This is a genomic window from Nocardia spongicola (assembly GCF_047200775.1).
In the GTDB taxonomy this organism is placed as follows: Bacteria; Actinomycetota; Actinomycetes; order Mycobacteriales; family Mycobacteriaceae; genus Nocardia.
The window spans coordinates 974,943-1,001,913 of record NZ_JBJZOO010000001.1 but is presented as its reverse complement, the minus strand read 5'-3'; the positions used below and the strand labels follow the sequence as shown (position 1 = coordinate 1,001,913).

The window sequence follows — 26,971 nt, the reverse complement described above, 5'->3', positions numbered from 1 at the left end:
ATGGGAGAGGACTGGAGCCGCTGGCTCGACGAGACGCCTGACGGGGGTGGATCGTCGAGCCGGTCGGCGCGCCCAGACGCTCCGGTGGTGCGGTTGCGGCGAGGCAGGACAGCTGAATCCGACGCGGAGCATCCTGGGCGACGCTCGATTCTGGTGGTCGGTGGATGCGGTGGCGCGGGAACCACCACGACGACACTCGGCCTGGCGGGGGAGCTCGGGGCGGACGGAACGCCGACAGTCGCGGTGGACGCGACGTCGGCGGGCAGTGATTTGGCGCTGCGGGGTGCGGACGAGCATCTGCATCCGATCAGTCTGCAGTCCTGGTTGTACGGGCGTGGTGACGATGAACCCGCGCCGTTGAAGGAGTGCCTGTCCCGCGCGACCTCGGGTATCGGGTTGCTCTGGCGTGATGCCGCACCACTGCGCAGGCGTGCGACCTATCTCACGGTCGCTCGCGCGGTACGCGACGCCGGATACACCGCGGTCTACGACGGCGGACACCCGATTGCCGCCAGGCAATTGCTTCCGTTGCTCGATGACTCGGAAGTAGCTCTGGTGCTTACCATTCCGGCTCGCACCGATGCGGCCAACCGACTGCGGGTCACCTTGGAATGGCTCGATGACCAGTTCGGTGCCGCGGAAGGACCGGCCGATGGCATCGTCGGTGATACGACCATCGTGGTCTCACATCAATATCCCGGTGGGGATTCCCGGGTAGCGGATCATTTGCGTGAGCATCTGTCCGGCTGGGTCCGCGATATCGAGGAGATACCCTACGATCCCCATCTGGCCCGTGGTGAACTCGTGCGGCACACCGAGCTCGCCGAGGAGACGCGCCGGGCCTATGAGCACGTACTCACCGAGGTGGCATCATGACCGCCGCCATGATTTTTCCGCGCCAGCCAGATCCAGCGCCCGCCGGTGTGATCGCACCGCCGGAGTCTCGCCGTGCCGCCGTCTGGGATCGCCCCGTGCCCGGTGTCGGGCGCGCGCCCCTGGTGTGGCTGCTCGGTGTGCACGGTGGGGCGGGAACAAGTACTCTCGCGCATGTGCTTGCGCCCGCGGCGGATTCGGGCCGCCGCTGGCCCGGCGTCTTCGACCGCGAAAGTCCGTTCGTCATTCTCGTCGCCAGGGAGACCATCGCGGGCTTGTCCCGCGCACACGATCTACTGCGCCAGCATCTTTCGGGATTGGCCGGTCCCTCCCATGTGGTCGGCCTCGTCACGGTCGCGGCGCGTCCAGGCCGGATGGCTCCGGAGATCCGGCGGTACCGGGAAGTGGTCGGCTCGTTGGCCGGGCAGGTGTGGCAGGTGCCGTGGTACGAGGAGTGGATGCTGGTCGAACCGGAACAGCTGCCGGTGTGGTCACCCGGCGACGCACTGCCGTCCAAAAAGCGCAAACTCGATCTGCTGCGGGAAGTGCCGCTCGATATCAGGGAACTCGGCACCGACATCATCACAGCGGTGCGGACGGCACTACAGGAGGCCACTTCCGATTCCCCGGTACCGGAGCTCGAGCAGCAGGCGAACCCATGAGCTTCCGCGGTGAATCGGTCATAACCACACTCTTCTTCGAGAAAGGTACCCGATGAGCACGATCCTCCTCGCCGTGCAGGACACGTACGGCACCGTACTCGCGCAAGTCGGTAATCCGAGTCCGGAAGCACCACCCGGCTCGGAGAAGATCCTGCAATTGGTGCGGTATCTCACCTGGTTCGTGCTGCTGTCGGGGATCTGCGGCATCATCTACGCCGGCGGGAAATTCGCGTGGGAGAAATGGACCGGCGGTGGTCTGGAGTCGCCGAAGATGGTGGCAGGCGCGATGATCGGCGGCGTTGTCGCCACCAGCGCGGGCACCATCATGAACGCAGTCATCGGCACCTGATGTCCGCGATGAGTACCGTACGCGTGCCGCTGGCCTATAAACAGATGCCTGCCGAGGTCATCGCCCCGTTGATGCAGTTGTTGAACTGGCTGCTGTGGTTCGTGCTGCTGGTATGCCTGGCCTGGATGATCGTCTCCGCAGGCAAGCTGTGGCTGACGTTCCGTAGCGATCTGGCCATGAACGACTCTTCGCACGGTGTGCTGATGAGCCTGCTCGGTGCTGTGGTGGCGAGTACGGCGTCGGGAATCGCTCTGGCATTCCTGCCCGAGTGAGCCATCGAAGCGAGACGGGGAATTACGCGGGAATGATTTCCACGGTAATGCGGCAGGCACACTCTGCCGCAGGGCATTGGAGGTAGCGACGTGAGTGATAAGGAGTCGTACGCGCGTGACCGCGTCTCCTTCGGCGCCGTGGCCTCCGCCGCCGTGCTCGCGCTCATCGTGATCGTCGGTGTCGTGGTCTATCTCGGTCGCGCGGACGAAGAGGTGAGCGGCGCTCCTGCGGTCGCAGCGGGTTCCGGTGGCACCGGGTTCACCGAACCCGAGGTGGATATCCTCGGCAGACGAGTGGACATACCGAACAATGCCGCCGGACAACCGCTCCCACAGGATCCGACGCGGCAGCGTAAACCGGGTGATCCGGACTGGCTGACCGCCGCGCCGGAGGGCACCACCGAACCGTACGGTTGGCAGCGGGTGTACGGCGCCTCCGTCCCGTTCTCCACCTCCGATGGGCCGACACGTATCGAGGACGATCTGGCCGTCGGGTACTCACACACCCCCCAAGGCGCGGTACTCGCCGCGGCACAGATCACCTATCGGCTCAACGCCCGTCCCGCCGACCGCGATCTGTATGTCCGCCAGGTGCGGGTGACCGCGCAGCAGATCGCCGCCTACGACAAAGCGCTGGCCGACGACCGCCTGCCCGAACAACAGCCGGAGCAGGTGACCCGCTACTTCATCGCCTCCGACGCGTTCAAGGTGGACGACTATGCCGATGATCTCGCGATCATCCGCCTGGCCACGAGAGGCCCGGTGGTGGACGGTAAGCAGCTGTGGGCGGCGACGCGCCTGGTCATGGTATGGGACGCGGGCGACTGGCGACTCAAGCCCGCGATGACCAACAACGCCAGGACCGAGTACATCGAGTCGCTTCAGGGGTGGACGACATGGTGACAACGCGTAGTTCCGGTCGAAGGCCCCTCGCGTTGATGGGTGCCGGCGCGGTGCTCAGTGTCGTAATAGCCATTGGTGTCACGGTTTTTTCCGTACGGGACGATTCATCCGGTGACGATCAGGCGCCGAAGGCGGACGCGGCATCGGAGATCACTCCGGTACCGGTATCCGCTGGGGTGGATGACACAACTGTGGTATTCGGTAGCCCGGAGTTCGATATGTTCGGTCGTCGTGTCGATGTGCCGGTCGTCACGGCGGGAGTTGCTCTGCGACAGCATCCCGATCAGCGTAGGCAACCGGATATGCCGGGATCGCGTGTTGCCGCGCCTGCTCCGTCGAACGGTGCGGGAGTATGGCAGCGGATATTCAATGGCCCGGTAGTGCGCTTCTCCACCTCCGATGGTCCTTCCGGAATCGACGGTTCGGCCGCCGTCGGGTTCGCGCGTACGCCGCAGGGGGCCGCATTGGCCGCTGAGCAGATCTACTGGCGAACGAATGCGAATCCCAAGGATCGTGATCTTCTGGTCCGGCTGGTCGACGTAACACCCGAGTACTTGGCCGAATACGACCGTCTGGTAGCCGAAGGCGAGGTGTCCGACCGGCTACCGGACAAGCTCGTGCCGTTGTTGTTTGCTTCAGATGCGTTCCGAATCGAAAGCTATTCAGATGATTTCGCGATGATTCAGTTTGCGAGAAAGGCTCGTGAAACAGTTGATGGCCAACCAACGTGGGTGGGCATGCGCCTGGCGGTCGTATGGCGAGACGGAGATTGGAAACTCACCGCGGTGACGGGCGACCAGCGAGTGCAGATCGATTCCCTGCGGAGTATCGAGGGGTGGACACTATGGTGAGGCGGCTGGTCACGATATTCGCGGTCATCTTCACGGTGATGATCGCGACGCCGACCGTAGCCTACGGCCAGACCTATGGCTTCGACGAGACGTGTAACGAGATCCACGACACTCTCGACAATATCGGCATCCCAGGCATTTCCCTGGGTGACGCCGCATCCGCCGCGTGCAAGGCGGGTAATGCCGCTTCTCATCCGGGGCAGGCCGCGACGGCGGTGCGGGACAAGGCGTGGGATTCGACTTTCGGCAAAGTAGTCGATTCCTTGATGAGCGGTCTCGGTGAGGCTCTCATTCTGGCATTGACCTTCTGGATGAAGGTGCCCAACGAGGTGGCCAGTGATTCGGGCTCGCTGTTCACCAAGATCAACGATTACACGTATCAGATACAGATCCTGCTGTTGATCGCATCGGTCATCCTCTCCGGCGCGCGATTGGCCGAAGCCAGACGCGGGGCGGTGATGAACGAGGCGACGGAGTCGTTCCGTATGTTCGCCAGGGTGGTGTTCAGTTCTTGGATGCTCGGTGCGGTGATCGTGGCGGGCACTCAGGCCTCGGATCGCTTCGCGGAGTGGATCATCAACGATTCGACCGACGGAAATGCGCAGAACCTCGCCGAATTGATGGTGAAAACCAGCAAGTTGCAAGCATTTTCTCCTGGTCTGGTCCTGATCATCGCGATTGTCGGCCTGCTCGGCGCGCTGGCACAGATCGTGCTCGCCATCGTTCGTCAAGGCCTGCTCGTGATCGCGGCCGGTGTGCTGCCGATGGCGGCGGCGGCGTCCGGTATGAACGTGGGCAAGCAGTCCTATCAGAAACTGGTCGGCTGGATCATCGCCTTCATGCTGTGGAAACCGGTAGCCGCGATTGTCTATATGATCGCGTTCACCACAGCGGGCCATGTCGACGAGCTCACCCCGACCAGTGGCTTACCGGAGGGTGAACAGGCCCAGCGCATGCTGGTGGCGATTGTGCTGCTGTGCAGTGTGGCGTTCGTATTGCCCGCCCTCATGCGCTTGGTCACCCCGGCGGTCGCGATCGTCGGTAGCGGTGGTTCCGGCCTCACCGCGACCGGCGGAACATTGCTCGCGGCAGCGGGCCTCGGCGCCATGGGCACGAAGGCCGTCGGCGTCAAGGACGCGGCCGCCCCTGGCGCGGCCGGTTATGTGAGCGGCAGTGGCACCGGTCCGCGACCTGGTGGTGCGGGCGGACCTGGCGGACCTGGCGGTGGCGGTGCGCCACGGCCGACGCCGCCACGGGGTGGTGGTGGCGGACAAGGCGGCGCGGCCCCGCGCGCCGCCGAATCCAGTGGTGAGGCCGGAGTACCGTCCGGAGCGGCCAGGGCGGCGGGACGGCTCGGGGCGGCACGCGCCGCGAGCGGTGGGCTGAACCGAGCCGATCAAGCCATGGGTGATGTCGCGGGTGATCGCTGGGCGAACCGCTCACCCGATCTGGGGAGGAGCACCATTCCACGATGACAGTCACCGACACTTATCAGCGGCGCTCGTACGGGCTCTGGCAGAAGCCGCGCAGCGCGGGCCTTTTCGGTCTGCGCTGGGAGGAGACCGTACTCGGCTTCGTCGTCGTGATCACCGCGCTGATCACCGCGATGGTCGGCGGCTTCCGAGCCGGTGTGATCGTCGGCGGCCTCGGTGTCGCTGTGTTGGTTCCGCTGGTGTGGCGGACCGGAGGCCGTTCGGGTTACGAGACGGGATTGATGATGTTCCATTGGATGCGTTCACGTAGTCGCGGCGAGCATGTGTACCGCGGTGGTCGATTCTCCCGCATTCCGGGTGGGGTCACCCGTCTACCCGGCCTGCTCGCACCCGCCAAACTCTATGAGGGCATCGACGCGGGCGGCTACAGCTTCGGCATGATCCATCTGCCGCAGTTCGCGCAGTACACCGTGGTGTTACGCGCTTGGCCGCAGGGGCACGAGGCGGTGGATCAACCCGTGATCGACCGGTGGGTATCGGCGTGGGGGACCTTTCTGGCCTCGGTCGGTCAGACCAGCGATATCGTCGCTGTCGTTCCGGTCATCGACACGGTGCCCGAGACCGGAAACCGTCTGCTCACCGAGGTCGCTACGATCACGAAGCCGCAGGCGCCGGAGCTGGCCCAGCAGGTGATGTACGAGCTGGCCACCGAGCTACCGCAGGAGCGGGTGCAACTGTTGCCGCGTGTGGCGATCACCTTCAAGGCCACAACTGCCGAGCGGCGTAAGAACCCGGCGGAGGAGGCTGTGGAGATCGGCCGTCGCCTGCCCGGTATCTGTGCGGCGCTGGCGGAGGCAGGGGTGCGCGCACAGCCGATGGCGGCTGACGAGGTGATCGCCTTCATCCGGCGCAGCTACGATCCCGCCGCACAGGCCGATCTGGAAGTCGCCGCCGGTGAAGCCGATGGCCACGGTCTGGACTGGTCGGACGCGGGTCCGGTATCGCATGACGAGAAGTGGGATCACCTGGTACACGACGGTGGCCGGTCGGTCACCTGGGAGATGGACGCGGCACCGGAAGGCGCTGTGGACGAACGGGTACTGCAGCGCTTGCTCGCGCCCAATCCCGAAGTTCCGCGTAAACGGATCGCGATCGTCTACCGGCCGCATTCGGCGGCGGACGCCGCCGAAATCGTCGATGACGATTTCAAGAACGCCCTGGTGGCGCAGCAGAGCGAACGAGGGGTTGTTTCGGCGGCGGCGACCCTGCGCGTCGGTGCGACCCAGCAGGCCCGCGAGGAGCAGGCCAGGGGACACGGTGTCACCCGCTTCGGTGTGTTGGTGACGATCACCGAACCGTTGCGTGGTGATCTGCCGCGCATCGAAGCCATTACCCGCGACCTGTCGACTCAGGCACGGTTGCGGATTCGGCGGTGTTACCGCTACCAGGCGGCCGCATTCGCGGCGTCGCTCGGGTGCGGGGTGATTCTGCCGGAGCACGCCACTATTCCGAAGGCACTGGCAGGGTGAGCGATTCATGGCACAGAACGACGAGTCACTCGTACCGGAACGGGGCGAGCACCCGCGTCGCCGCGGGATCGAGGAAGCAGGCCGCGCCGAGCGGGGGCGGCCGGAACGGGCAGGCCGCTCCACGCGGGATCCGGCGCGGGTGAGCGGCGAGGGGCGGCCGGACGCCGAGATATCCGAGCGGCGCAATGGAACAGGCACGGCCCGACCGGTGGGCGCGCGCGGCGCAGGCCTGCCCCGCGGCATGATCACCGAACCGGGTGACCGGCGGCCGGAACGCAATGCGGCCAGGAACGGCCGGGTGGCCCGACGGCCCGCCAAGGTCGACTACACGGCCGACCGCGCTATGGGCATCCCGGACCAGGACAAGGCGGCTCGGCGGGCAAAGGCAAAGGCGGACCGGCGTAAACAGTCCGGTCCGCCACTGCTCGACGACGCCACCAGGGCTGAACTGGAGATCCTCGCCCGCGAGGGCAGCGGTGTGCGGGCGGCGTGGGCCCAGTTCCGGATTCGCACCGACGATATCCGCAGGCAGAATTACGAGGCCAGGGCCGAACAGCTGGTCGAGGACGGGTTCGACCGCAGCACAGCGCAACTCACCGACCGAGGTTACGCGGGCCCAGGTGGTGGCCGGATGAACGTGGTGGGCCGCCCGGTCGAATATCGTGCTACCACCGCCCAGGTCGCCGGTTTGTGGCCGTGGTCGGTCGGCGCGGGCGCGCCCTTGATCGGCACGCCGCTCGGATCACATCTGCACACCGGCGCACCGGTGTGTTTCGACCCGATGAACTGGTTTCTGCGCGGCAGCTTCATCACCGCGCCCAGCCTGTTCGTGCTCGGTCTCAACGGTTTCGGTAAGTCGTCGTTGGTGCGCCGGATCGTGCTCGGCGGTATCGCGCAGGGGATAACGCCATTGATCCTGGCCGACGTCAAACCCGATTACCGTAAGCTGGTCGAGCAGGTCGGGGGACAGGTCATCGATCTGGGATACGGGCATGGCAAGCTCAATCCGCTTGCCGCGGGTGTGCTCGGCGCGATAGTTCCGAAGTTGGCGGAATTTCCGGCCCTGCGGCTGCAAGTGCTACAGGATCTGCGGGCCAGACAGGTGACGCTGATCGCCGGTCTGGTCGAACTGGTGCGCGGCGACCGTGTCCGCGATTATGAGGAGACTCTGATCTCCACCGCATTGCGTATCCTCTACCAGCCGGGAAGCGGGTACACGCCGGATAAGCCGCCGATCATGGAGAATCTGCTCGACGTGATCGTCGGCGGCGGTACGGAGTTGATGCTGGACGCGGGCGCCGACGATCCGGACGAGTACCAGGAAGCGATCAAAGGACTGCGTCGCTCGTTACGGGCGCTCACCCAGGGGCCGTTCGGCGCGGTCTTCAACGGGCAGACCACGGTGGCGATCGATACCAGCGCGGTCGCGGTGTGTATGGATGTCTCCCATATCCCGACCGGCGACAAGAAGCTCAAGGCCGCGGTCATGCTGGCCTGCTGGGCCGATGGTTTCGCCTCCGTCGAGGCCGCACATGTGCTGGCCGATGCGAAGCTCGGGACGCAGCGTTATTTCCAGGTGGTGATGGACGAGCTGTGGCAGGTGCTCGGCCTCGGCGACTTCATGGTCGACCGTGTCGACGAGCTCACCCGGCTGCAGCGCGGTATCGCCACCGCTCTGATCATGATCAGTCACACCATCAAAGACCTCCAAGCACTCGGGTCGGAAGCTGCCATCGCCAAGGCAGTCGGCTTTCTCGAACGGGCTCGCGCCAAGATCTTCGGCGCACTTCCCGCGGAGGAGATCAACCGACTGGACAGCACGGTTCCGTTCACCTCTGCCGAAGCGGAGATGGTGACCGGGTGGTCCGCACCGCAAGCACTGACCGGCGAAGCGCTCAAGCCGGGACAACAGCGGCCCTCTCCGCCTGGTACCGGTAAATTCCTGCTCAAGATCGGTGAGGATCGCAGGCCCGGCATCCCGTTCCACATGGAATTCACACAGTCGGAGCGAGAAAGCGGGATCCACGACACCAACCAACGGTTCAGCGAATTCACCGGATCGCAGGCACGAGGAACGGATTCGCCGGGGAGTGCCGCATGATGCCGCAACGGTCCTATCGCCGAGTGTCCCCCGAGGTACGCCAGGCCGCGGTGACGCAGGTCATCGCGCTCACCGACAAGCTGCGCAGTGAGTCGGAGGCATGTCGCGTGGTCGCCGAACAGATCGGTGTGCATACGAATTCGGTGCGCAATTGGGTCCGTGCGGCGGAAGGCCCGAGCCTGGAGCGGATGGACGCGACCGCGCTACGGCGTAAAGTCGCACAGCTGCAGCAACAACTGGCGGCAGCTGCCGAGATGAACCGAACCTTGGCCGATACGCTCAACGAAACCCGGCACCGGAGGTGAGTCGCGCCCGGCCCGCGATCGGAGAGCAGCGGCTATGAGCGGCAAATCGGCGCTGTGGACGGCACTTGGCGTTGTACTCGGACTCATGACGATCGTCCTGGTGATCGTCATGCCCGCGGTAGACGATGAGTGCGAGGGCGGCTCGGTGCTCGGTCCGGCTGATCTGATCGACCCGCTGGGCGGATACCCGGCCGATGATCAACACGGGGTGGTTACCGCTGATCCCGTTGCCATCGGCCCCGACGCGCTGCCGGGCGATCCGACCGCGACACCCGTATCGGCCGCAGCGGCGGGGCTGCTGCGCCGGACCCTGCCGCTGGTCGCGGGCACCTTCACCGTATCGGACATCTTCGGTTCGCGAGGGGGCGCGCACAAGGGTATCGATCTGGCCGCGCCTGCTGGGACCCCCATCTTCTCGGTGTCGGATGGCCGGGTGGTGGCTGCTGGTCCGGCATCGGGTTTCGGTAGCTGGATCGTGATCGATTCGGTGGATAGCAACGGCCGTTCGTATTCGGCTGTCTATGGGCATATGTGGAGCTATGGGGTGCTGGTCCGGGCAGGTGACCGAGTGCGCGCGGGGCAGCACATCGGCATGGTCGGCTCGGGGGGCGAATCCAGCGGCCCGCATCTACATTTCGAGATCGTTCCCGGGGGCCGGTTCACCGGCGGACGGCCGATCGATCCGGTGCCGTGGCTTGACGGCGCTCCAACCCCGGATGTCGGTGGTGCGCATGCCTATTCCAGCGATCCGCGGTGCCGCCGCGGCTTCGGCACCGCCGGTGGCGCACTCGCGGCGGGCACGGTGCCGCGAGAACTGGAGATCTGGTATCGCCGGGCGGGGTCGATCTGTCCGCAGATCACGCCATCGTTGCTGGCCGCGCAGGGCAGGCAGGAATCAGGTTTCCGGCGTGGCGCGCTCTCACCTGCCGGTGCGCAGGGGCTGGCGCAGTTCCTGCCGACGACGGCGACGAGTATCAATCCGGATGACGGCAGACCCTATGTGATCGACGCCGATGGCAATGGTGTGGCCAGTGTGTGGGACGACGGTGACGCGATCATCGGTCAGGGCCGATACATGTGCGCGCTCGTGCGCAAGATTCTGGGGTGGCAGGCCGAGAACAGGGTGTCCGGCGATATCATCGCGCTGACATTGGCCGCGTATAACGCGGGTGAGGGGGCGGTGCTGGCCTCGGGCGGCATACCGAACCAGATCGCGGCACATTACCTGGAGACCCAGCCGTATGTGCGGAACATCCTGGTACTGGAGGCGCAATACCGCGCACCGGGCTCATTCGGCCGGTTCATCCCGGGGGAGGGCGCACCAGGCGAGCAGATCGTCGCCGCCGCGTACGAATGGCTCGGCACCCCGTATGTCTGGGGCGGTGGCGGGCCACAGGGGCCGAGCGGAGGTGGCCTGGACGGGCCGGGGCTCACCTCGGCGGCGGTATTCGCGGCCTCGTCCGGAGCGGTGACGCTGCCACGGACGGCCGAACAGCAATGGGAGGCAGGGGTCGAAGTGCGGATGAGCACGGTACAGCCGGGTGATCTGGTGTTCAGTTCGTTCGGGGCACGCGGACCTGCTCAGGTCGGTATCTATGTGGGGCAGGGCAGGATGATCCGGTCCTGGCCCAGCGCGCTCCCCGGATCGGCGGGCGGTGTCACGGAAGTTCCGGTACCAGGGGATGGGCGAGCGAGGAGGGTGTTGTGAGTGTGTTCCGGCCCGGCCCCGTCGCAGCACCGCCGCACCACAGTGCGGTGCGGTTAGCCTGGAGGGACAGCGCGTACGCGCGTGCGAAACTGGTGGTGGTGCTGGTGGTGAGTCTGGCAGTGCTCGGCGCGGCCTGTGGCCGAGCGGACCACGCGGACAACGGGTCCGGTGCGGCACACGCGGTGACCTCTTCGGCTCGATTGCTCGAGGACGTCCCCGCGCCGGATCCCGTGCTGGCCGATGGCGTCGCGGTCGCGGCATTACGAGAGATCTACAGCTGGGAACCCGCCACCGAGAGCCAGGGCGCCGCTCTGGCTCGGGCACGGAAGTTCCTCGGTCCCACTCTGCTTCGTACGTTGGATACACCGCCGCCGGAAGCGCAGGCACCGAAACCCAGCCTGCGGTGGTCGGATTGGGCGGCGGAAGGGGCGCGGGTCGAGGCGTTCACCTTCGCGTCCGGTGAGCAGGCACCGCGCCACGGCGATCCGAACATCCAGCAGTTCAAGATCGGAATCGAGCAGACCGTCGTCTATCCGAGCGGACGCAGGGAGCCGTTACCGCCGACGACGGTGATCGCGACCGTCGTGCGCACACCCGATGGCTGGCGACTCGACGAGTTCCGCTGACCAGTGCTTGCCCTATCGAACGGCCGACCGAGGAGACACACATGGCGAAGAAAAAGGTGACGGACCCGGCTATCCCCGCACCCGATATCAGCCTGTACCTGATCTACGCGGGCTTCGCGATCGTCGGCACCCTGTGGCTTGCCCTGCAGCTGGGGAATCTGCTCTCCGCGCAGCGGCAGGACTTCCCGTTGAACCCGATCGCTATCGCCGCCGAATTGGCCGATGGGACGCTGCGCTGGCCGGGTGCGGCTACCGTGATCCTGGTGCTGGTGCTCCTGACCGTGCTGGCCTATTTCGTGATTCGCGGGTACCGGCAGCGGAAAGGGTCCGTTGGCAGGCTGCCGGTCGATGACAAGGCCGATGTGATGGGGTACGGCGGCGCGATCTCGATGCTCACCGAGGAGGGTGTCCGGGAGAAGGCCGAACAGCTCGGAGTGCGACTCGGCTACAACGACATCCCCGGTGTGCCGATCGGTGTCGGAGTATCCGATGGGACGATGCTCTACGGTTCCTATGAGGATCTGCATCTCGATATCTGGGGTCCACGGCAGGGGAAGTCGACTTCGAGGGTGATCCCGGCGATCCTCACCGCGATCGGGCCGGTATTGGCCACCTCGAACAAGCGTGACGTCGTCGACGCCACCCGAGACGTCAGGAAGGCCAAAGGTAGCCCCACCTTCGTCTTCGACCCACAGGGTGTGGCGGGTGAGGAGCCGACCTGGTTCTGGGACCCGTTGTCCTGGGTGGATGCCGGGCGCCCAGGAAGCGAGATGCGTGCGGCGCGGCTGGCCGGGCACTTCGCCGATGGTGACGACAGTGATGACGGCACCACCGACGCGTTCTTCGATCCGGAAGCCGAGGATCTGCTGGCCGGCCTGTTCCTGGCCGCCGCGGTCGGCGATCACGCGGGCAGCAGGTCGATCTTGCAGGTCTGGGAGTGGGTGACCAATCCGCAGGACACCGAACCCATCGAGCTCCTGCGCGCTGCGGGACATCATTACACGGCTTCCGGTCTGTCCGCGCAATACAACACCGAACCACGCACGCGCAGCGGGATTTTCGGCACGGCCAAGAAGATGGCTCGGTGCCTGAAGCTGTCGAATGTGCATCCCTGGATCACCAACGAGTATGGCGGTACACAGTTCGACGAAATGGATTTCCTGGAGCGCAATGGCACGCTGTACAGCCTGTCGTTGGAGGGCAGAGGGTCGGCGGCCCCGCTGGTGAGTGCGCTCGCCGAGGCGGTGATCGATGTGGCGATGCGCAAGGCTTCGCAGTCGGCCGGTGGCCGGTTGTCGATACCGTTGCTCGCGGTGCTGGACGAAGCGGCGAATGTGGTGCGCTGGAAGGATCTGCCCAAGCAGTACAGTCATTTCGGTTCGCGTGGCATCGTGGTGATGACAGTGCTGCAATCCTGGGCGCAGGGTGTCCGATGCTGGGGCGAGAGCGGAATGAACGCGCTGTGGGCGGCGGCGAACATCAAAGTGCTCGGCAGCGGTGTGGACGACACCAAGTTCCTGCAGGAACGTTCGGACGCGATCGGCGAATACGACACGATCTCGCGGTCGGTCTCCGAAGCCAAGGGCGGCAGCAAGACGTATTCGCGGTCACTGAGTTCGGCGAAGACGTTCACGGTCAACGCATTGGCGACTCTGCCGCGCGGCCGGGCCATCCTGTTCCCCTCCGGCGCGCCGCCGGTGCTGATCCGCACGGTGCCGTGGTGGGAGGGGGAGTACGCCGCAGAAGTGAAGAAGTCCATTTCGCATCATGATCCGCAGCGCAAGACCCAAGTTACGGATTTGGCCGCTGCGCCGTCGCTGAGCAAATCCACACCGCCACCGGATCAAGGACAGATCGAGGAGGTTCGGCCACTGTGACCGACGACCAAGAACAGCCCAAACTCGTGTACGCGAATGTGGGGGAGTTCGTCGAGAAACATCTCAGCAAGGTCTATCAGCGGCAGGTCACCGATCACAGTGATACGGTCTGGTGTCCGGAATGGTGGCGGCACCACGAGGCATATATACGGCTGGACGCGCTCTGGCAAGCCTGGGAGTACTACCGGAACGTTGTGGGAACCGGTATGAGTGTCTGGTTCCTCGATCACGCGGACCCACATATGGCGAAGTTGTTCGACCCGAATGGACCGTTCAAATACTGCAGCGTACGCAACGGCCACAAGGGTATGCTCAGTCGGCTACCAGTGGAACCCTTGCAGCCGGGGCTGGTCGATCATCTCCCGACGGAAGAATCTCCCCGGTAACCGGCGGCGCGGTAGCCGTGCTCGCGAGGACCGATGGAAGCAGTCGTGCTCGCTCGGCGAACCGAGGAGTGCTCGCGGCGGGGACTATCTTGTGCGTTCCAGGCCGCGGGATTCCTGTCTCCGCGCTCTGGTGACAGTGGGCATCTCCTCTGGTCGGGTACGTACGGCTTCTTCCGGTGGTTGCGCATGTCCGATCTCGGTCAGCATCCGCACCTCGACCAACTCCGGTGCGATACCCATTCTGGAGAGATGCGCGGCAAGGGCCGCGCGGCGTTCCGCGGAGTCGTATTGCACGGCCGGTTGCGCAGGGGGGGTGGTATCGGCAGCGACAGCGGCGACCATTCCGGTGGACTCGGACGGTGCGGCGGAGCGGTCCTTCTCCAAGGACACTCCCCGGTCCGTACTCGGCCGCTCGATCAACCGGGCCAGCTCGGCATTCCGTGGGTCCTTGGCCTTCGCGTCGCGGGCCTCACGGGTCTGCATCTCCCTGGCCTCTTTGAGGCGCGCCTCGGTGAGTTTGACGCGCGCTTCGGCCTCTTTCTGACCGCGCTCGCGGGTCCGCAAAGCGACGAGCGTCGCAAGCTGCAACATTGTCCTCATCATGGCCGCGGTTTCCCGGCCGATGTCGTCCAGTTCCTCGGACATGGCTGCTCCCCGATGCTGCGGTGATCACTATGGATGATTGTGGTGCTCGGTAACGGATACTGCCAGGCGAACTGTAGTCCCCCGCAGCGGATCTCGCGCGAGAACTGCGGCACCTGCGGTACGCGTGGCGCGACACTCCAACGGAAATCGCCTGGTGCGGGGTTACGCTGCAGGAACTGCTTGGTTCAAGATTACCCGGCACCCGCCGGGCGCAATCGCATGAGCATGCTGAGCATCAGCATATCGTCCATTTCCTGCGTAGGACGGAAATGGACAGGATGGTCTCCGGATCGAGGACAGAAAGGTCGGCCTCTCCTCGTTCGGATGGCCGACCCCCGGATTCGGTGTGGGCCCGCGACCACATCAGGCGACGGACCCACACCGCAGACGATCAACGATCGAGGCGCACCGATTCGATGACGACCGGCTGTGCGGGTTTGCCGTCGAAAGGCTCTCCGGAGCCGTCCTGCCCCAGCTGGGCGATGGTGTCGAGGGTGCCGAGGCTGTTCTCGTCCACCGTGCCGAAGATCGTGTACTGCGGCGGCAGCGCCGAATCCGCGTAGACGATGAAGAACTGGCTGCCATTGGTGTTGGGGCCGCTGTTGGCCATGGCGAGGACGCCGCGCTGGTACAGGACCGGGGTACCTGCCGCCGGATCACCAGGAGCGTATTGATCGGTCGGGTACTCGTTGTCGAACGAGTACCCGGGTCCCCCTGATCCGGTAGCGGTCGGATCACCGCACTGGAGGACATTCAGGCTATCCGTAGCGGTTATCCGATGGCATTCGGTGCCGTCGAAGTAATTCTGCGCGGCCAGGCTGACGAAGCTGTTCACCGTGCAGGGTGACTCGGCATTGTTCAAGGTCAGGCCGAGCGGACCCTGGTTGGTCTCCATGCTCATGCTGACTGTGGCATCGGCGCCGGTGGTCGGGATGCCATCGGCTTTCGGTGTGGTCGCGGGTTCGGCCGCGGGCTGTTTGTCGGCGCGATACTCGCAATTGACGGTCGCGGGTTTGGCTTTCGCGGGGGGTGGCGCGGGAAAGTCGGACAGCGCGGTGTCGGTGGTCGGCGCGGCGTCGGTGCCGCTGTCCTCACCGCGGGTCAGCAGGTAGATTCCCGCGGCGGCAGCGACCACCACGACGACGCCGAGCGCCGATCCGGCGATGGTGAGCTGCTTGCGCCTACGTGCCCGCTGTGCCCGGTTGGCGAGCTGACGCTCCAGCTTGCGTTTCGCCGCTGCTCGTCGCTGTTGGTTGCTCGGCACTACCGCGTTCCTCCTGTATCCGGTTGCATCGGGATACGAGTGTGCCATCTCTTTCTGAGACTGTTTCGCATCCTTTCCGATCCTCTCCGAGGAAGGGATACGACAAACCGGTTGGACTTCTCGGGCCGCAGTGGGGAAACTGGAGCATCGTGACCAAGACCAGCAGCTTTTCTGCCCCGAAGGGGGTACCGGACTACGTGCCACCCGGCTCGGCCGAGTTCGTCGCGGTGCGCGACGGCTTGCTGCGGGCCGCCAGACTGGCCGGGTACGGGCATATCGAGCTGCCGGTTTTCGAAGACACGGGCCTGTTCGCCCGTGGTGTCGGCGAGTCGACCGATGTGGTCACCAAGGAGATGTACACCTTTCCTGACCGTGGCGATCGCAGTGTCACGCTGCGTCCGGAGGGAACCGCCGGGGTGATGCGCGCGGTCATCGAGCATGGTCTCGACCGGGGCCAGCTGCCGGTGAAGTTGAGTTACGCGGGTCCGTTCTTCCGTTATGAGCGGCCGCAGGCCGGCCGGTACCGGCAGTTGCAGCAGGTGGGGATCGAGGCGATCGGGGTCGACGATCCGGCGCTCGACGCCGAGGTGATCGCCGTCGCCGATGCCGGATTCCGTGGGCTCGGGCTCGACGGTTTCCGGCTGGAGATCACCTCGCTCGGCGATCAGACCTGCCGCCCGCAGTATCGGGAACTGCTGCGGGAATTCCTGCTCGGACTGCCGCTGGACGCGGAGACCGAGCAGCGGGCCCAGCTCAATCCGCTGCGCGTCTTGGACGATAAACGCCCTGAAGTGCGAGCGATGACCGCGGACGCGCCGTTGATGCTCGATCATCTCTCGGAATCGGCGAAGGCGCATTTCGAGCAGGTGCTCGGTTACCTGGACGCGCTCGGCGTGCCCTATGTGGTGAATCCGCGCATGGTGCGCGGGCTCGACTACTACACCAAGACCACCTTCGAGTTCGTGCACGACGGTCTCGGCGCGCAGTCCGGTATCGGTGGCGGCGGGCGTTACGACGGGTTGATGGCCGATCTCGGGGGGCAGCCGTTGTCTGGTATCGGTTTCGGTCTCGGCGTCGACCGCACCATGCTGGCATTGGCCGCCGAAGGGAAAACGGCGGGTGATCCGGCGCGTTGCGAGGTATTCGGGGTTCCGCTCGGCGATGCCGCACGACAGCGGCTGGTCGTGCTGGCCGCACAGCTGCGGGCAGCGGGAGTCCGGGTCGACCTCGCCTATGGCGGGCGTGGGGTGAAGGGCGCGATGAAGGCCGCGGACCGGTCCGGGGCGCGGTTCACCCTGGTGCTCGGCGATCGCGATCTCGCGGAGGACACCGTCGGGCTCAAGGATATGGTGACCGGCGCGCAGCGCCAGGTTCCGCTGCCCGATGTGCTCGTCGTGCTCCGGGAGTCACTTGCCGGTTAGTGTGCGCGCGGAGTCGGATCCGGCCGCGGGTTCCTGGGTTCGGCGTTACGGGTTTCCGGTGCCGAGTGCGACGCGCCCGCGGCGCGGTGGGTGAATCGCTGTAGGTATGGGTGTGAACGCGGTAGCGTGACCGGCGCATACGGCTGATGCCGAAGTCTGGAGCGGCCCGAAGTCTGGAGAAAGCAGAGCAGTGTCGGCGAATTCTGATGACCAGCAGGCGGTCGTTCCGGTAGGGCTCGATCTGGTCGCGCCCGAGGTGTATATGCCGATGCTGCGCCGTCTCGCGTTGGCCGCGGCGGGTATCGGTCTCGGCGCCGCGTTGCTCGCCGCGATCGTGGTGAGCTGGCCGATCGCGGTAGCAATCGGCCTCGTCATCGGTGCGCCCACCCTCTTGTACACCCTCGCGCTGCGCAGGCGGCGTATGTGGTTGGCAGGGACCGTACTGCGTGTCCGCAGGGTGTTCGGTGAACGGCAGCTGGATATGACGGCTGTGGTCGGTGTCGAGGTGCTGGTGTTCCCGAACCGGTTGAGCCGTATCGCGCTGCGGGTAACCGCGGCGGGGATCTCGCAGATCATCCCGCTGGCCATGTATACCGACGCGGGCAGTGGCCGCGAATTACATCTGCTCGGCCTGCGCAGGCTCGCGGACGCACTCGCTGCCGGTCATTCGGCCTCGGCCGTCGCGGTATCGGCCATGTTGGTCCAGCAGCTGCGGGCAGCGGCACGTGATGCCGGGCTGGAGCAGCGGCCACTGTATCGAGCGGTACGGCTGGCGCGGGCCAAGGATGCGGTGTCGCCGATTGTGCTGACCGACAGCGAGGTCGCGGCCCTCGGCTGACTCCGAGTGCCCGCGGGGTGGCTCGATCGAAGCCGGTGTGAATCGCCTATGGGTCACTGTAGCGTAGCTCACCGTTGGGGTTCGGAGGCAGTGAGAGTCGATATGGTGGGCGATAAGAGCCTGCCGACCGCAAGGAGTTCGTCGTGAGCACCGCCGCTGGGACCGCACCTGTCACCGTCACCGTGACCGGGGGCGCAGGCCAGATCGCTTACGGCCTGCTGTTCCGGATCGCCTCCGGCGCGATGCTCGGCCCGGATACTCCGGTGCGGTTGCGGTTGCTGGAGGTACCCGCCGCGGTGTCCGCGCTCGAAGGCGTCGCCATGGAGCTGGAAGACGGGGCTTTTCCCCTGCTGGAGTCCATCGACATCAGCGACGATCCATGGGTCGGCTTCGCGGGCGCCGAGATCGCGCTGCTGGTCGGCGCCCGGCCGCGCACCGCGGGGATGGAGCGCTCGGATCTGCTCGCGGCCAACGGTGCGATTTTCACCGAACAGGGTGCGGCGATCAACGCCACCGCCGCGGACATGGTGAAGGTACTCGTGGTCGGGAATCCGGCCAATACCAATGCGTTCATCGCGATGAACAACGCACCCGATGTTCCCGCCGAGCGGTTCACCGCGCTGACTCGCCTCGACCACAATCGAGCCCTCGCGCAGCTGGTGCAGAAGACCGGCGCGCCCGTCACCGATATCGCGCGCGTCGCGATCTGGGGTAATCACTCCGCGACGCAGTATCCGGATATCGCGCACGCCACGGTAGCCGGCCGTCCCGCCTTCGATCTCCTCGACGATAAGGCGTGGCTGACCGAGGAGTTCATTCCGACCGTGCAACAGCGCGGCACCGCGATCATCCAGGCCCGTGGCGCTTCCTCCGCGGCCAGCGCGGCGGGCGCGGCGATCGATCACATCCACGACTGGGTGCATGGCACCAGGGACGGCGACTGGGTCTCCATGGCCGTCCCCTCGGATGGCTCCTACGGCGTACCAGAGGGGTTGATCAGCTCGTTCCCGGTCACCTGCGCGGACGGTACGTACACGATCGTGCCGGATCTGGCCATCGACGAACTCGCCCGTACCAGGATCGATATCTCGGTCGCCGAACTCGTGCTCGAACGCGATGCCGTTATCGACCTCGGCTTCGCCAAGCGCGGCTGAACCCTGTTCGTCGGCTGTCTCGGCCCGGCCGCCTCTGGTGCCGATTTCGCCGTTTCCGCTATCCGACCGTCCAGGTTTCCGTCCCGGTGAGCAGGGACTGCAGCGAATCGGGAGCGATCGGCTTGCTTTCATGGGCCGCCGCGACCTGATTACGCACGGCGTCGTCGTAGGTCGGCCGTGTGACATTACGGAAGATGCCGGTGGCGACGTGGCCGAGATCTTGATCGGACAGCCGCGACAGCGCGTAGGCGTACTCCGGGCCGTCGATATGCATATCGTGCACGACGATATCGGACTCAGGGACGCTGTCGGCACGAACCACAGCAAGCCCGAAGCCACGGTGGACCACCGCGAATTCACCCTCGGCGCCGAATCGGACAGGTTCGCCGTGCCGCAGCGGGATGAGGTGATTCGCGGCATTCTCCCGGCGCAACATATCGAACGAGCCGTCGTTGAAGATCGGGCAGTCCTGCAGGATCTCCACAAACGAGGTGCCGCGATGCTCGGCGGCGGCACGGAGCACCTCGGTGAGCCCGGCGCGATCGGAGTCCAGTGCGCGAGCGGCGAAGCTCGCCTCCGCGCCCAGTGCCACCGACAGCGGGTTGAACGGGTGGTCCACCGACCCCATCGGGGTGGACTTGGTGATCTTGCCCTGTTCCGAGGTCGGGGAATACTGGCCCTTGGTCAGGCCGTAGATGCGATTGTTGAACAGCAGGATCGTCATGTTCACATTGCGCCGCAAGGCATGGATGAGGTGATTGCCCCCGATGGACAGTGCGTCGCCGTCGCCGGTCACCACCCAGACCGACAGATCGGGCCTGCTGACCGCGAGGCCGGTGGCGATGGCTGGCGCTCGGCCGTGGATGGAATGGATGCCGTACGCCTCCAGATAATAAGGGAATCGGCTGGAGCAGCCTATTCCGGAGACGAACATCAGGTTCTCCCTGCGGATACCGAGCTCGGCGAGAAAGCCGCGGATCGTCGCCAGGATCACGTAGTCGCCACATCCGGGGCACCAACGCACCTCCTGATCAGAGGTGAAATCCTTCGCCTTCTGCGGCCCGTCCGCACGAGGCACCTCGGATACCCCGGTCAGACCGAGATCGGTACCGGCAAGCGAGGTTTCCACGATGGTCATGCATCACCCCTGGCTGTGTGATAGGTGGCCCGCGCTTTGGCGGCGAAGACCTTGTCCTGTTCCATCTCCTCCAGCGATCCATCCAGTGCCGCGTCGATGACCCCCACTATTTCCTGAACGGAGAACGCGGTACCCGCGATCTTGGTCCAGGGCCGCACATCGACCAGGCACTTCGCGCGCAGCAGCAGCGCCAGTTGGCCGCCGTTCATCTCCGGTGCGACCACGACACGATAGCGGCGCAGCACATCACCGATATTGGCGGGCAACGGATTCAGATATCGCAGATGCGCCTGAGCCACCGGTACGCCGCGGCGGCGGGCGCGTCGGCACGCCTCACCGATCGGACCGTAGGAGCTGCCCCAACCGATCAACAGCAATTCGGCAGCGCCTGCCGGATCGTCCACTTCGAGATCGGGCACATCGATACCATCGATCTTGGCCTGGCGTAGGCGGACCATGAGGTCGTGGTTGGCCGGATCGTAGGAGATGTTGCCACTGCCGTCCGCCTTCTCCAGCCCGCCGATACGGTGCGTGCGTCCGCGGGTACCAGGGACGGCGAAGGGACGCGCCAGCGTATCGGGGTCGCGGGAGTACGGCTGGAACGGGCCGGTTTCCTCGGTTTCCGGCTCGAATGCCGGATCGATCCGGTCCAGTTGCGCGACATCCGGAATCGCCCACGGTTCCGAGCCGTTCGCGATCGCGCCGTCGGACAGCAGCACTACGGGGGTGCGGTAGGTGAGCGCTATCCGTGCCGCCGCCACCGCGATAGCGAAGCAGTCGGCAGGAGAACACGGTGCGAGCACCGCTACCGGCGATTCGCCGTTGCGTCCGAAGAAGGCCTGCAGCAAATCGGCCTGTTCTGTTTTGGTTGGCAGGCCGGTGGACGGCCCACCGCGCTGCACGTCGATCACGACCAACGGCAGCTCTGTCATCACCGCGAGGCCGATGGTCTCACTCTTCAACGCGAGCCCTGGGCCGGAGGTGCTGGTGATTCCGAGAGCGCCACCGAGCGAAGCGCCGAGTGCCGCACCTATCCCGGCGATCTCGTCTTCGGCCTGGAAGGTCGTGACACCGAAGTTCTTGTGCTTGCTCAGCTCGTGCAAGATGTCCGAGGCCGGTGTGATGGGGTATGTGCCGAGGAAGACCGGCAGCCCGGCGAGCTGTCCCGCGGTGACCAGACCGTAGGCGAGCGCGGTGTTGCCGGTGATCTGGCGATAGGTGCCTGCGGGTAGTTGCGCGGGTGCGATCTGGTAGGTGGTGGCGAAGCTCTCCGTGGTTTCGCCGTAATTCCAGCCCGCTCGGAAGGCCAGGATATTGGCTTCGGCGATATCCGGTCTTGTGGCGAACTTCTCGCGCATGAACTGCTCGGTTCCGCCGATCGAACGCCCGTACATCCAGGACAGCAGGCCGAGCGCGAACATGTTCTTCGCGCGTTGGGCATCCTTCTTACCCACCCCGGTCGACTCGGTGGCACTCATGGTGAGTGTGGTCATCGGCACTTGGTGGACCACGAAATCCGACAGAGTGTCGTCGGTCAGCGGATCGGCAGGATAGCCGACCTTCGCGAGGGTGCGTGGGGTGAACTCATCGGTATTCACGATGATGGTGGCGCCGTGCGGGAGATCGTCCAGGTTCGCCTCCAGCGCGGCCGGGTTCATCGCGATCAGCACATCGGGCTGGTCGCCCGCGGTGAGAACGTCGTAGTCGGCGATCTGGATCTGGAACGACGAGACACCGGGCAAGGTGCCTTGCGGCGCTCTGATTTCGGCTGGGAAGTCGGGTTGAGTAGCCAGATCATTGCCGAAGGCAGCGGCCTCATGGGTGAAGCGATCGCCGGTCAGTTGCATACCATCGCCGGAATCCCCGGCGAACCGGATGACGACCTTCTCCAGTTTCGCTGTGGCGACATCATCGTGGTGTGAAACCATATGTTTGCTTCACTTCCTCGTTGTGGTGAGGTGTCATCGCCAAACTACTCCGTCGGCCGTGGTATGTCCGTGGAGAAGGTGACCCGCTGCGATTCGGTGGCCGCAGCGGAGTGACCGGATACGCCGATTGCGGATTCCGGCAGCTGTTACGCGATCTGTCTGGCGCCCAGCGGATCCAGCCGGGCGGGATCGTCGAAGAAAGCGACCAGGTCACGAACGGTCTCATCGAGTGGTCGCGGTCGGTAGCCGAGTTCGCGCTCGGCCTTGCCGTGGTCGACGACGGGTGCGGAGATCAGCGCGCCGAGCGCGGCCTTGGAAACGATATCGGAGTTGAAGAGTTTACCGATCGGCGCGAGTATCGGGATCATGCCGGATACCAGCTTCGGTGGTACGGCGAACTTCGGGCCCCGTTTGCCACCGTGAGCGGCGGCCACCCGGCACAGTTCGAGCATCGAAATCATGGATCCGCCGAGCAGGTAGTTCTCCCCGGTCCGGCCCCGTTCCCCGGCCGAGAGCAGACCTTCGGCCACATCGCGTACGTCGACGAGGTCGAAGCCGCCGCCGATCATGGCGGGGATCCGCCCCAGCGCCGCATCCTTGAGCGTCCGGTTGATGCGGGACAGCGGCTTGCTGTAATCCAGTGGCCCGAACACACCGGTGGGATTGCACAGCACCGCGTCGAGGCCCTGGTCGATCACGGTGCGCAAGGCCACCTCGCCCGCCCATTTCGAACGGTCGTAGACCGGTAGCTCTGGATTGGTCGAGCGCGGGGCGCTCTCATCGATCCGGCCGCCACAGTTGTACTGGTCGAAGGCGTGGATGGAGCTGGTGTGCACCATACGACGGGCGCCGACGGCCAATGCCGCCTCGGCGACCACCCGCACGCCTTCGGTGTTCACCCGCCAGGCGAGATCGTTCTTTTCGGCGAGCGTGATCACCGCGACCAGGTGGTATACCACTTCGGCGCCGGCAAGTGCGGTGCGCATCGATAGCGGATCGAGGACATCGCCGTGTACCCAGGTGACGTTCGGTGCTGATCTCTCGTCGGGAAAGGCCCGATCGATGGCGGTCACCTGGTGGCCACGCTCGGCGAGGAGACGGAGCAGATTCGTGCCAAGGTAGCCGGCTGCGCCGGTCACTGCGACCTTCATAACAGAAAGAATATAGAACCTGTTCTAATTTGCAACATGTTCTAACGTGGTTCGCGATATGTTCTGATCGGCGCGGAGCCCGTTGTCCCCCGATGCGCTCGGGTCGAAACAGGACGGTGTCGTCCGCTATATTGAGCGCAGCCGTTGCGGCCCTTGTCGATTGAGCAGGGAACGGGTAGTCGCGACGGCATGTACGGACAGATGTTCATGACGCAGATGCTCATGACGCAGACGTTCACGACACAGACGTTCACAACGATTCGGGGGGAGACTCGATGAAAGATCTCTCGGTAGAGACCGAAGCGGTCCGGGAGTTCGCCGCCACGAACGCGGGTATCGCCGGTGATCTCGCGGGGGCGGGCAATATCGACGCGATGCAGCAAGTGTCCGCCATGGTGCCGGTATTCGGTTTGATCGGCGCCGACTACTTGGCGATGTTCGCCGCGGCCCAGGTACTGCAGGCCAAGGACATCAACGATCTGTCGGCGAAGTACGCCCAGCTCTCGACCGCGGCGTTCAGCGCGGCCGCGGCTTATGACGCCGTCGACGCGACCAACGCGGGCGACCTCGGGGCAGCCGCGGGCCAGATCGGAGGTGCGCTATGAGGCATATGGACAGCGGTGTCATCGCGCCGATGGAGCAGGTGGCTGTCGCCGGGCCGGAGGAGGTCATCGACCGGCCGACGGTGCTGGATGCGCTGCAGAACTCGCCGGTAGGGGCGGTACTCGACCTGCCGTTGCCGCAGCTTCCGGAGGGAATGCCGCCGTTCGAGCCGCCCGCGTTCCTGTTGTCCCGCAAGATTTCCGAGGATCAGCAGTCGACCGGTGCGATGCCCGCGGGCTTGCCAGGACTGAACGGCACACCGAGTGCGGGAGACCCGACCGGCCTGCCGCATGAGGTATCGCCGTTACTCGGCGAGGTGAACACAATGGCCGACCAGGTCGTCGCGCCGATGGCCACGGCGTTCGATCAGGCCGGTGCGGCATTCGCTCAGGCCGGTGCGGCAGCTGGTGCGGCGTTCGACCAGGCCGGTGCGGCATTCGCTCAGGCCGGTGCGGCAGCTGGTGCGGCGTTCGACCAGGCCGGTGCGGCAGCTGGTGCGGTGTTCGACCAGGCGGGTGCCGCTCTCGGTGATGCGTTCGCCACCGCCTCTGATGCGCTGTCCACCGCGATGCGCCCGGCGTCCGGTGCGGCGGCGTTGCCGTCGTTACCGCCGTTGCCCGCCGATCCGGTCGCCGCGTTGCTGAACGGGATCGCCTTGCCCGCGCTGCCAGGGGTGGACCTACTGATAAAGCCGATCCTTGACCTGCTCGGCAGCTTCGGTAGCGGCATCATCGGCGCGTTCGACCCGACCGCGATCCTCAACAAGTCCTCGCAGATCATCGAGATCGCCATGCAGGTGGGCCGGGGCAGCATGGCAACTGTCGACGAGCTGTGGCAGAGTCAGGCCGCTCGCAATGCCCAGGCCGCGAGCAGGCAGGCGAATATCGAGGGGCAGGAGACCGGTCAGCGCGGCATCGATATCTCCGAGCTGACTCAGCGCGCCGCCGCGGTAGTACAGCAGGGCAACGCGCAGCTGCTCGGCATCGCTACCTCGTTCGCCACCGAGGCGACCGCGCTCGCCCCCGCGATCATGACTCCGCCCGCGCAAGCGGCGCTGATCGCCTCGGCCACCCAGCATCTCGGTCGAGCGGTCAGCGTGGTCAACGCGACCCGTGGGGATCTGGCCGGAAAGACCGCCGAGCTCAGCGGCATGGTGCAACAACTGGTAGCACCGGGTGGCGGGCCCGCACCGCATGAAGTCGCCCAGACCTTGGCGCGCAATATCGGCCAGCCGATCCTGGACCAGGTGCAGTCGGGCGCGGCAGAGGCCACGACCAAGGCGGCGAGCCTGGACTCCTCCCTACCAGGGGCGTCGAGCCAAGCGACAGCCCCTGCCTCGGTGCAGACCGCGCAGGTTCCGGGCACGAACTACGGCGCGTCGTCCGGAATCCCGGTAGGCCCCGGCGGGTCGGGTGTCCCTGGCGGGTCCGGTGCCCCCGGTACTTCGGGCGCTCTCGGTGCTTCGGGCCGACCGGGGGCTCCCGGCGCGTTCGCGGGTCCCAAACTCCCGGGTATGCCCGGAGCCGCTGTGGTTCCGCCGGTCCGTCCGTTCGCGGGCATCCCCGGTACGCCACTGGGTGCCGGTGCCGCACCGTACGGTGCGAGTACCTCGTTCGGTACCGCTACGCCGGGCACCACCTCATCCGGTGGTAACGGCTTCATGGGTGGTCCTGGTGGGGCAGCGGGGCATCGGAATAACGACGAAGAACACTCACGTTCGGTGCAGCCCTACTCGAGTCCGCACGGCAGCAACGCCGATCTCACCGGCCCGTTGGGGGAGTCGACGCCGGATGTCATCGGTGTGACGCATCCCGATGAGATCATCAGTTCGGACTACGAACAGGATCAGTTCTAGTCCGGAGCAAGGGTTTCGACTGTCATCTGGTGCGTACGACTACGGCTGTGCGCACCAGATGACAGCTGAGCTGCCGGAGGTCGCCGGTGCGCGGTCCTTCAAGGCGGTGGTACGGCCGGATGTGGGAGCCCGCGCGGCCGTACCGGTCGGAATCTCCTGTCTGTAGACGTCTACAGACAGGAGCGGATGTCACCGCAATGCGGGTGGGTTGCTCAGATCTTGCGCCGAATAGGTATCGCAGGCGCGGACCTGACCGGTCCGGTATCCGGTGAGGAACCACTTCTGTCGTTGTTCGGCCGAGCCATGTGTCCACGCTTCGGGATCCACTCTGCCCTGAGCGGCGCGTTGGATGCGGTCGTCACCTACTGCCGCGGCCGCGGAGAGCGCGTCGTCGATGTCCTTGTCCGACAACGGTGTGAGGAACGGCTGATCACTACCCGGTGCGGGCAGATCGTCCGCGAAATGCGCCCAGATACCCGCATAACAATCGGCCTGCAGTTCGGTGCGTACCGCGCCGGACTCGGGTCCGCGCGGATCACGTTGCGCGCGTCCGATATCGCCGAGCTGGTTCTGGATGTGATGGCCGATCTCATGTGCCACCACGTATTCCTGCGCGAGCGGACCACCACTGGAACCGAAGCCTTCCACCAGTTCCTGGAAGAAGCTGGTGTCGAAGTAGGCGGTCCGGTCGGCCGGGCAGTAGAAAGGGCCCACCGCGCTGGTGGCGTAACCGCAGCCGGTCGAGGTGGCCCCGGAAAAGAGCACGACATCCGGGCGCACGTATCGTTTGCCTGTTTGTTTCGGCAGTTCGGCCGACCATACGGCGTCCAGGCTCTGCGCGGTGAGTGCTACCCGACAGTCGAGGTATTTATTGGCGTCGGCACCGGTCTTGCAATGGCTCGGGGTGCCTGCGGTGTCCGGCGCTGTGTAGTTCTGCTCCGGGGTGCCGCCGAGCAGCAGCGTCAGCACCAGCACGATCAGTCCGCCCGCCCCACCGCCGAGCGCGAGCTTGCCACCCATACCCGGGCCGCCGGACGATACTCGGTCCGGATCGATCTGCATGCCTTCGTTGAAGGTCATCGTCGCTTTCTCCGTTGTC

At 65.5% G+C, this 26,971-nt stretch carries 25 protein-coding genes; 19 read left to right on the top strand and 6 right to left on the bottom strand.

Annotation, left to right across the window (positions count from 1 at the left end):
- The 14 genes from ACL02S_RS04320 to ACL02S_RS04255 all read left to right on the top strand — a co-directional run bounded on the left by ACL02S_RS04320 (position 1) and on the right by ACL02S_RS04255 (position 13,875).
- The gene (locus tag ACL02S_RS04320) at positions 1-876 is read left to right on the top strand and encodes a MinD/ParA family ATP-binding protein (RefSeq protein WP_412800937.1); all 876 of its coding nucleotides are present in this window, start codon (positions 1-3) and stop codon (positions 874-876) included.
- Entirely contained in the window at positions 873-1,535 is a 663-nt protein-coding gene (locus ACL02S_RS04315) for a DUF6668 family protein (RefSeq protein ID WP_412800936.1), read from the top strand. Before ACL02S_RS04320 ends, ACL02S_RS04315 begins: the two co-directional genes overlap by 4 nt.
- Before the next feature lie 52 nt (positions 1,536-1,587).
- Positions 1,588-1,884: a hypothetical protein gene (locus ACL02S_RS04310; RefSeq protein WP_412800935.1), complete on the top strand. Its 297-nt coding sequence runs from the start codon at positions 1,588-1,590 to the stop codon at positions 1,882-1,884.
- 8 nt (positions 1,885-1,892) lie between these two features.
- Positions 1,893-2,156, top strand: a complete 264-nt coding sequence (locus tag ACL02S_RS04305; RefSeq protein WP_412800934.1) for a hypothetical protein — start codon at positions 1,893-1,895, stop codon at positions 2,154-2,156.
- Between the two features lie 90 nt (positions 2,157-2,246).
- Positions 2,247-3,059, top strand: a complete 813-nt coding sequence (locus ACL02S_RS04300; protein ID WP_412800933.1) for a DUF8175 domain-containg protein — start codon at positions 2,247-2,249, stop codon at positions 3,057-3,059.
- Complete coding sequence (locus ACL02S_RS04295) at positions 3,053-3,910, top strand: DUF8175 domain-containg protein (RefSeq protein WP_412800932.1); 858 nt, start codon at positions 3,053-3,055, stop codon at positions 3,908-3,910. Before ACL02S_RS04300 ends, ACL02S_RS04295 begins: the two co-directional genes overlap by 7 nt.
- Positions 3,904-5,385 (top strand): hypothetical protein, encoded by a 1,482-nt coding sequence (locus ACL02S_RS04290; RefSeq protein ID WP_412801101.1) that lies wholly within the window; start codon positions 3,904-3,906, stop codon positions 5,383-5,385. Before ACL02S_RS04295 ends, ACL02S_RS04290 begins: the two co-directional genes overlap by 7 nt.
- Complete coding sequence (locus ACL02S_RS04285) at positions 5,382-6,872, top strand: SCO6880 family protein (protein ID WP_412800931.1); 1,491 nt, start codon at positions 5,382-5,384, stop codon at positions 6,870-6,872. The genes ACL02S_RS04290 and ACL02S_RS04285 overlap by 4 nt, the downstream gene beginning before the upstream one ends.
- A 7-nt stretch (positions 6,873-6,879) precedes the next feature.
- Entirely contained in the window at positions 6,880-8,973 is a 2,094-nt protein-coding gene (locus ACL02S_RS04280) for a putative type IV secretion/conjugal transfer ATPase (protein WP_412800930.1), read from the top strand.
- Entirely contained in the window at positions 8,970-9,278 is a 309-nt protein-coding gene (locus ACL02S_RS04275; RefSeq protein WP_412800929.1) for a transposase, read from the top strand. The genes ACL02S_RS04280 and ACL02S_RS04275 overlap by 4 nt, the downstream gene beginning before the upstream one ends.
- 34 nt (positions 9,279-9,312) lie before the next feature.
- Complete coding sequence (locus ACL02S_RS04270) at positions 9,313-10,986, top strand: peptidoglycan DD-metalloendopeptidase family protein (RefSeq protein WP_412800928.1); 1,674 nt, start codon at positions 9,313-9,315, stop codon at positions 10,984-10,986.
- Positions 10,983-11,612 carry a hypothetical protein gene (locus ACL02S_RS04265; protein ID WP_412800927.1) on the top strand — a complete coding sequence of 210 codons (630 nt, stop codon included), beginning with the start codon at positions 10,983-10,985 and terminating at the stop codon, positions 11,610-11,612. The genes ACL02S_RS04270 and ACL02S_RS04265 overlap by 4 nt, the downstream gene beginning before the upstream one ends.
- 41 nt (positions 11,613-11,653) lie before the next feature.
- A complete protein-coding gene (locus ACL02S_RS04260; protein ID WP_412800926.1) occupies positions 11,654-13,489 on the top strand; it encodes a type IV secretory system conjugative DNA transfer family protein in 1,836 nt (611 codons plus the stop codon).
- Positions 13,486-13,875: a DUF4913 domain-containing protein gene (locus tag ACL02S_RS04255; RefSeq protein ID WP_412800925.1), complete on the top strand. Its 390-nt coding sequence runs from the start codon at positions 13,486-13,488 to the stop codon at positions 13,873-13,875. The genes ACL02S_RS04260 and ACL02S_RS04255 overlap by 4 nt, the downstream gene beginning before the upstream one ends.
- 84 nt (positions 13,876-13,959) lie before the next feature.
- Here ACL02S_RS04255 and ACL02S_RS04250 read toward each other — a convergent pair whose 3' ends face one another.
- Positions 13,960-14,520 (bottom strand): hypothetical protein, encoded by a 561-nt coding sequence (locus ACL02S_RS04250; RefSeq protein ID WP_412800924.1) that lies wholly within the window; start codon positions 14,518-14,520, stop codon positions 13,960-13,962.
- A 391-nt stretch (positions 14,521-14,911) separates the two neighbouring features.
- The gene (locus ACL02S_RS04245; protein ID WP_412800923.1) at positions 14,912-15,784 is read right to left on the bottom strand and encodes a peptidylprolyl isomerase; all 873 of its coding nucleotides are present in this window, start codon (positions 15,782-15,784) and stop codon (positions 14,912-14,914) included.
- A gap of 149 nt (positions 15,785-15,933) precedes the next feature.
- Between ACL02S_RS04245 and hisS the strand changes: the two genes are divergently transcribed.
- The 3 genes from hisS (at position 15,934) to ACL02S_RS04230 (ending at position 19,197) form a co-directional block, all read left to right on the top strand.
- Entirely contained in the window at positions 15,934-17,205 is a 1,272-nt protein-coding gene (hisS, locus tag ACL02S_RS04240) for a histidine--tRNA ligase (RefSeq protein WP_412800922.1), read from the top strand.
- Positions 17,206-17,395: 190 nt separating this feature from the next.
- Positions 17,396-18,043, top strand: coding sequence for a hypothetical protein (locus ACL02S_RS04235; RefSeq protein ID WP_412800921.1), 648 nt, complete (start codon positions 17,396-17,398; stop codon positions 18,041-18,043).
- Positions 18,044-18,186: 143 nt separating this feature from the next.
- Entirely contained in the window at positions 18,187-19,197 is a 1,011-nt protein-coding gene (locus ACL02S_RS04230; RefSeq protein ID WP_412800920.1) for a malate dehydrogenase, read from the top strand.
- Between the two features lie 58 nt (positions 19,198-19,255).
- Here ACL02S_RS04230 and ACL02S_RS04225 read toward each other — a convergent pair whose 3' ends face one another.
- From ACL02S_RS04225 to ACL02S_RS04215, 3 genes are all read right to left on the bottom strand, one after another.
- Positions 19,256-20,335: a 2-oxoacid:ferredoxin oxidoreductase subunit beta gene (locus ACL02S_RS04225; protein ID WP_412800919.1), complete on the bottom strand. Its 1,080-nt coding sequence runs from the start codon at positions 20,333-20,335 to the stop codon at positions 19,256-19,258.
- Positions 20,332-22,263, bottom strand: a complete 1,932-nt coding sequence (locus ACL02S_RS04220; protein WP_412800918.1) for a 2-oxoacid:acceptor oxidoreductase subunit alpha — start codon at positions 22,261-22,263, stop codon at positions 20,332-20,334. The genes ACL02S_RS04225 and ACL02S_RS04220 overlap by 4 nt, the downstream gene beginning before the upstream one ends.
- Positions 22,264-22,409: 146 nt before the next feature.
- Positions 22,410-23,414, bottom strand: coding sequence for an NAD-dependent epimerase/dehydratase family protein (locus ACL02S_RS04215; protein ID WP_412800917.1), 1,005 nt, complete (start codon positions 23,412-23,414; stop codon positions 22,410-22,412).
- 275 nt (positions 23,415-23,689) lie between these two features.
- Between ACL02S_RS04215 and ACL02S_RS04210 the strand changes: the two genes are divergently transcribed.
- Both ACL02S_RS04210 and ACL02S_RS04205 read left to right on the top strand, forming a co-directional pair.
- Positions 23,690-24,019: a type VII secretion target gene (locus ACL02S_RS04210; RefSeq protein ID WP_412800916.1), complete on the top strand. Its 330-nt coding sequence runs from the start codon at positions 23,690-23,692 to the stop codon at positions 24,017-24,019.
- Positions 24,016-25,872, top strand: a complete 1,857-nt coding sequence (locus ACL02S_RS04205) for a hypothetical protein (RefSeq protein WP_412800915.1) — start codon at positions 24,016-24,018, stop codon at positions 25,870-25,872. Before ACL02S_RS04210 ends, ACL02S_RS04205 begins: the two co-directional genes overlap by 4 nt.
- 189 nt (positions 25,873-26,061) lie before the next feature.
- Here the strand turns inward: ACL02S_RS04205 and ypfJ are convergent, their stop codons facing one another.
- Entirely contained in the window at positions 26,062-26,952 is an 891-nt protein-coding gene (gene ypfJ, locus ACL02S_RS04200; protein ID WP_412800914.1) for a KPN_02809 family neutral zinc metallopeptidase, read from the bottom strand.
- Positions 26,953-26,971 lie beyond the last annotated feature (19 nt).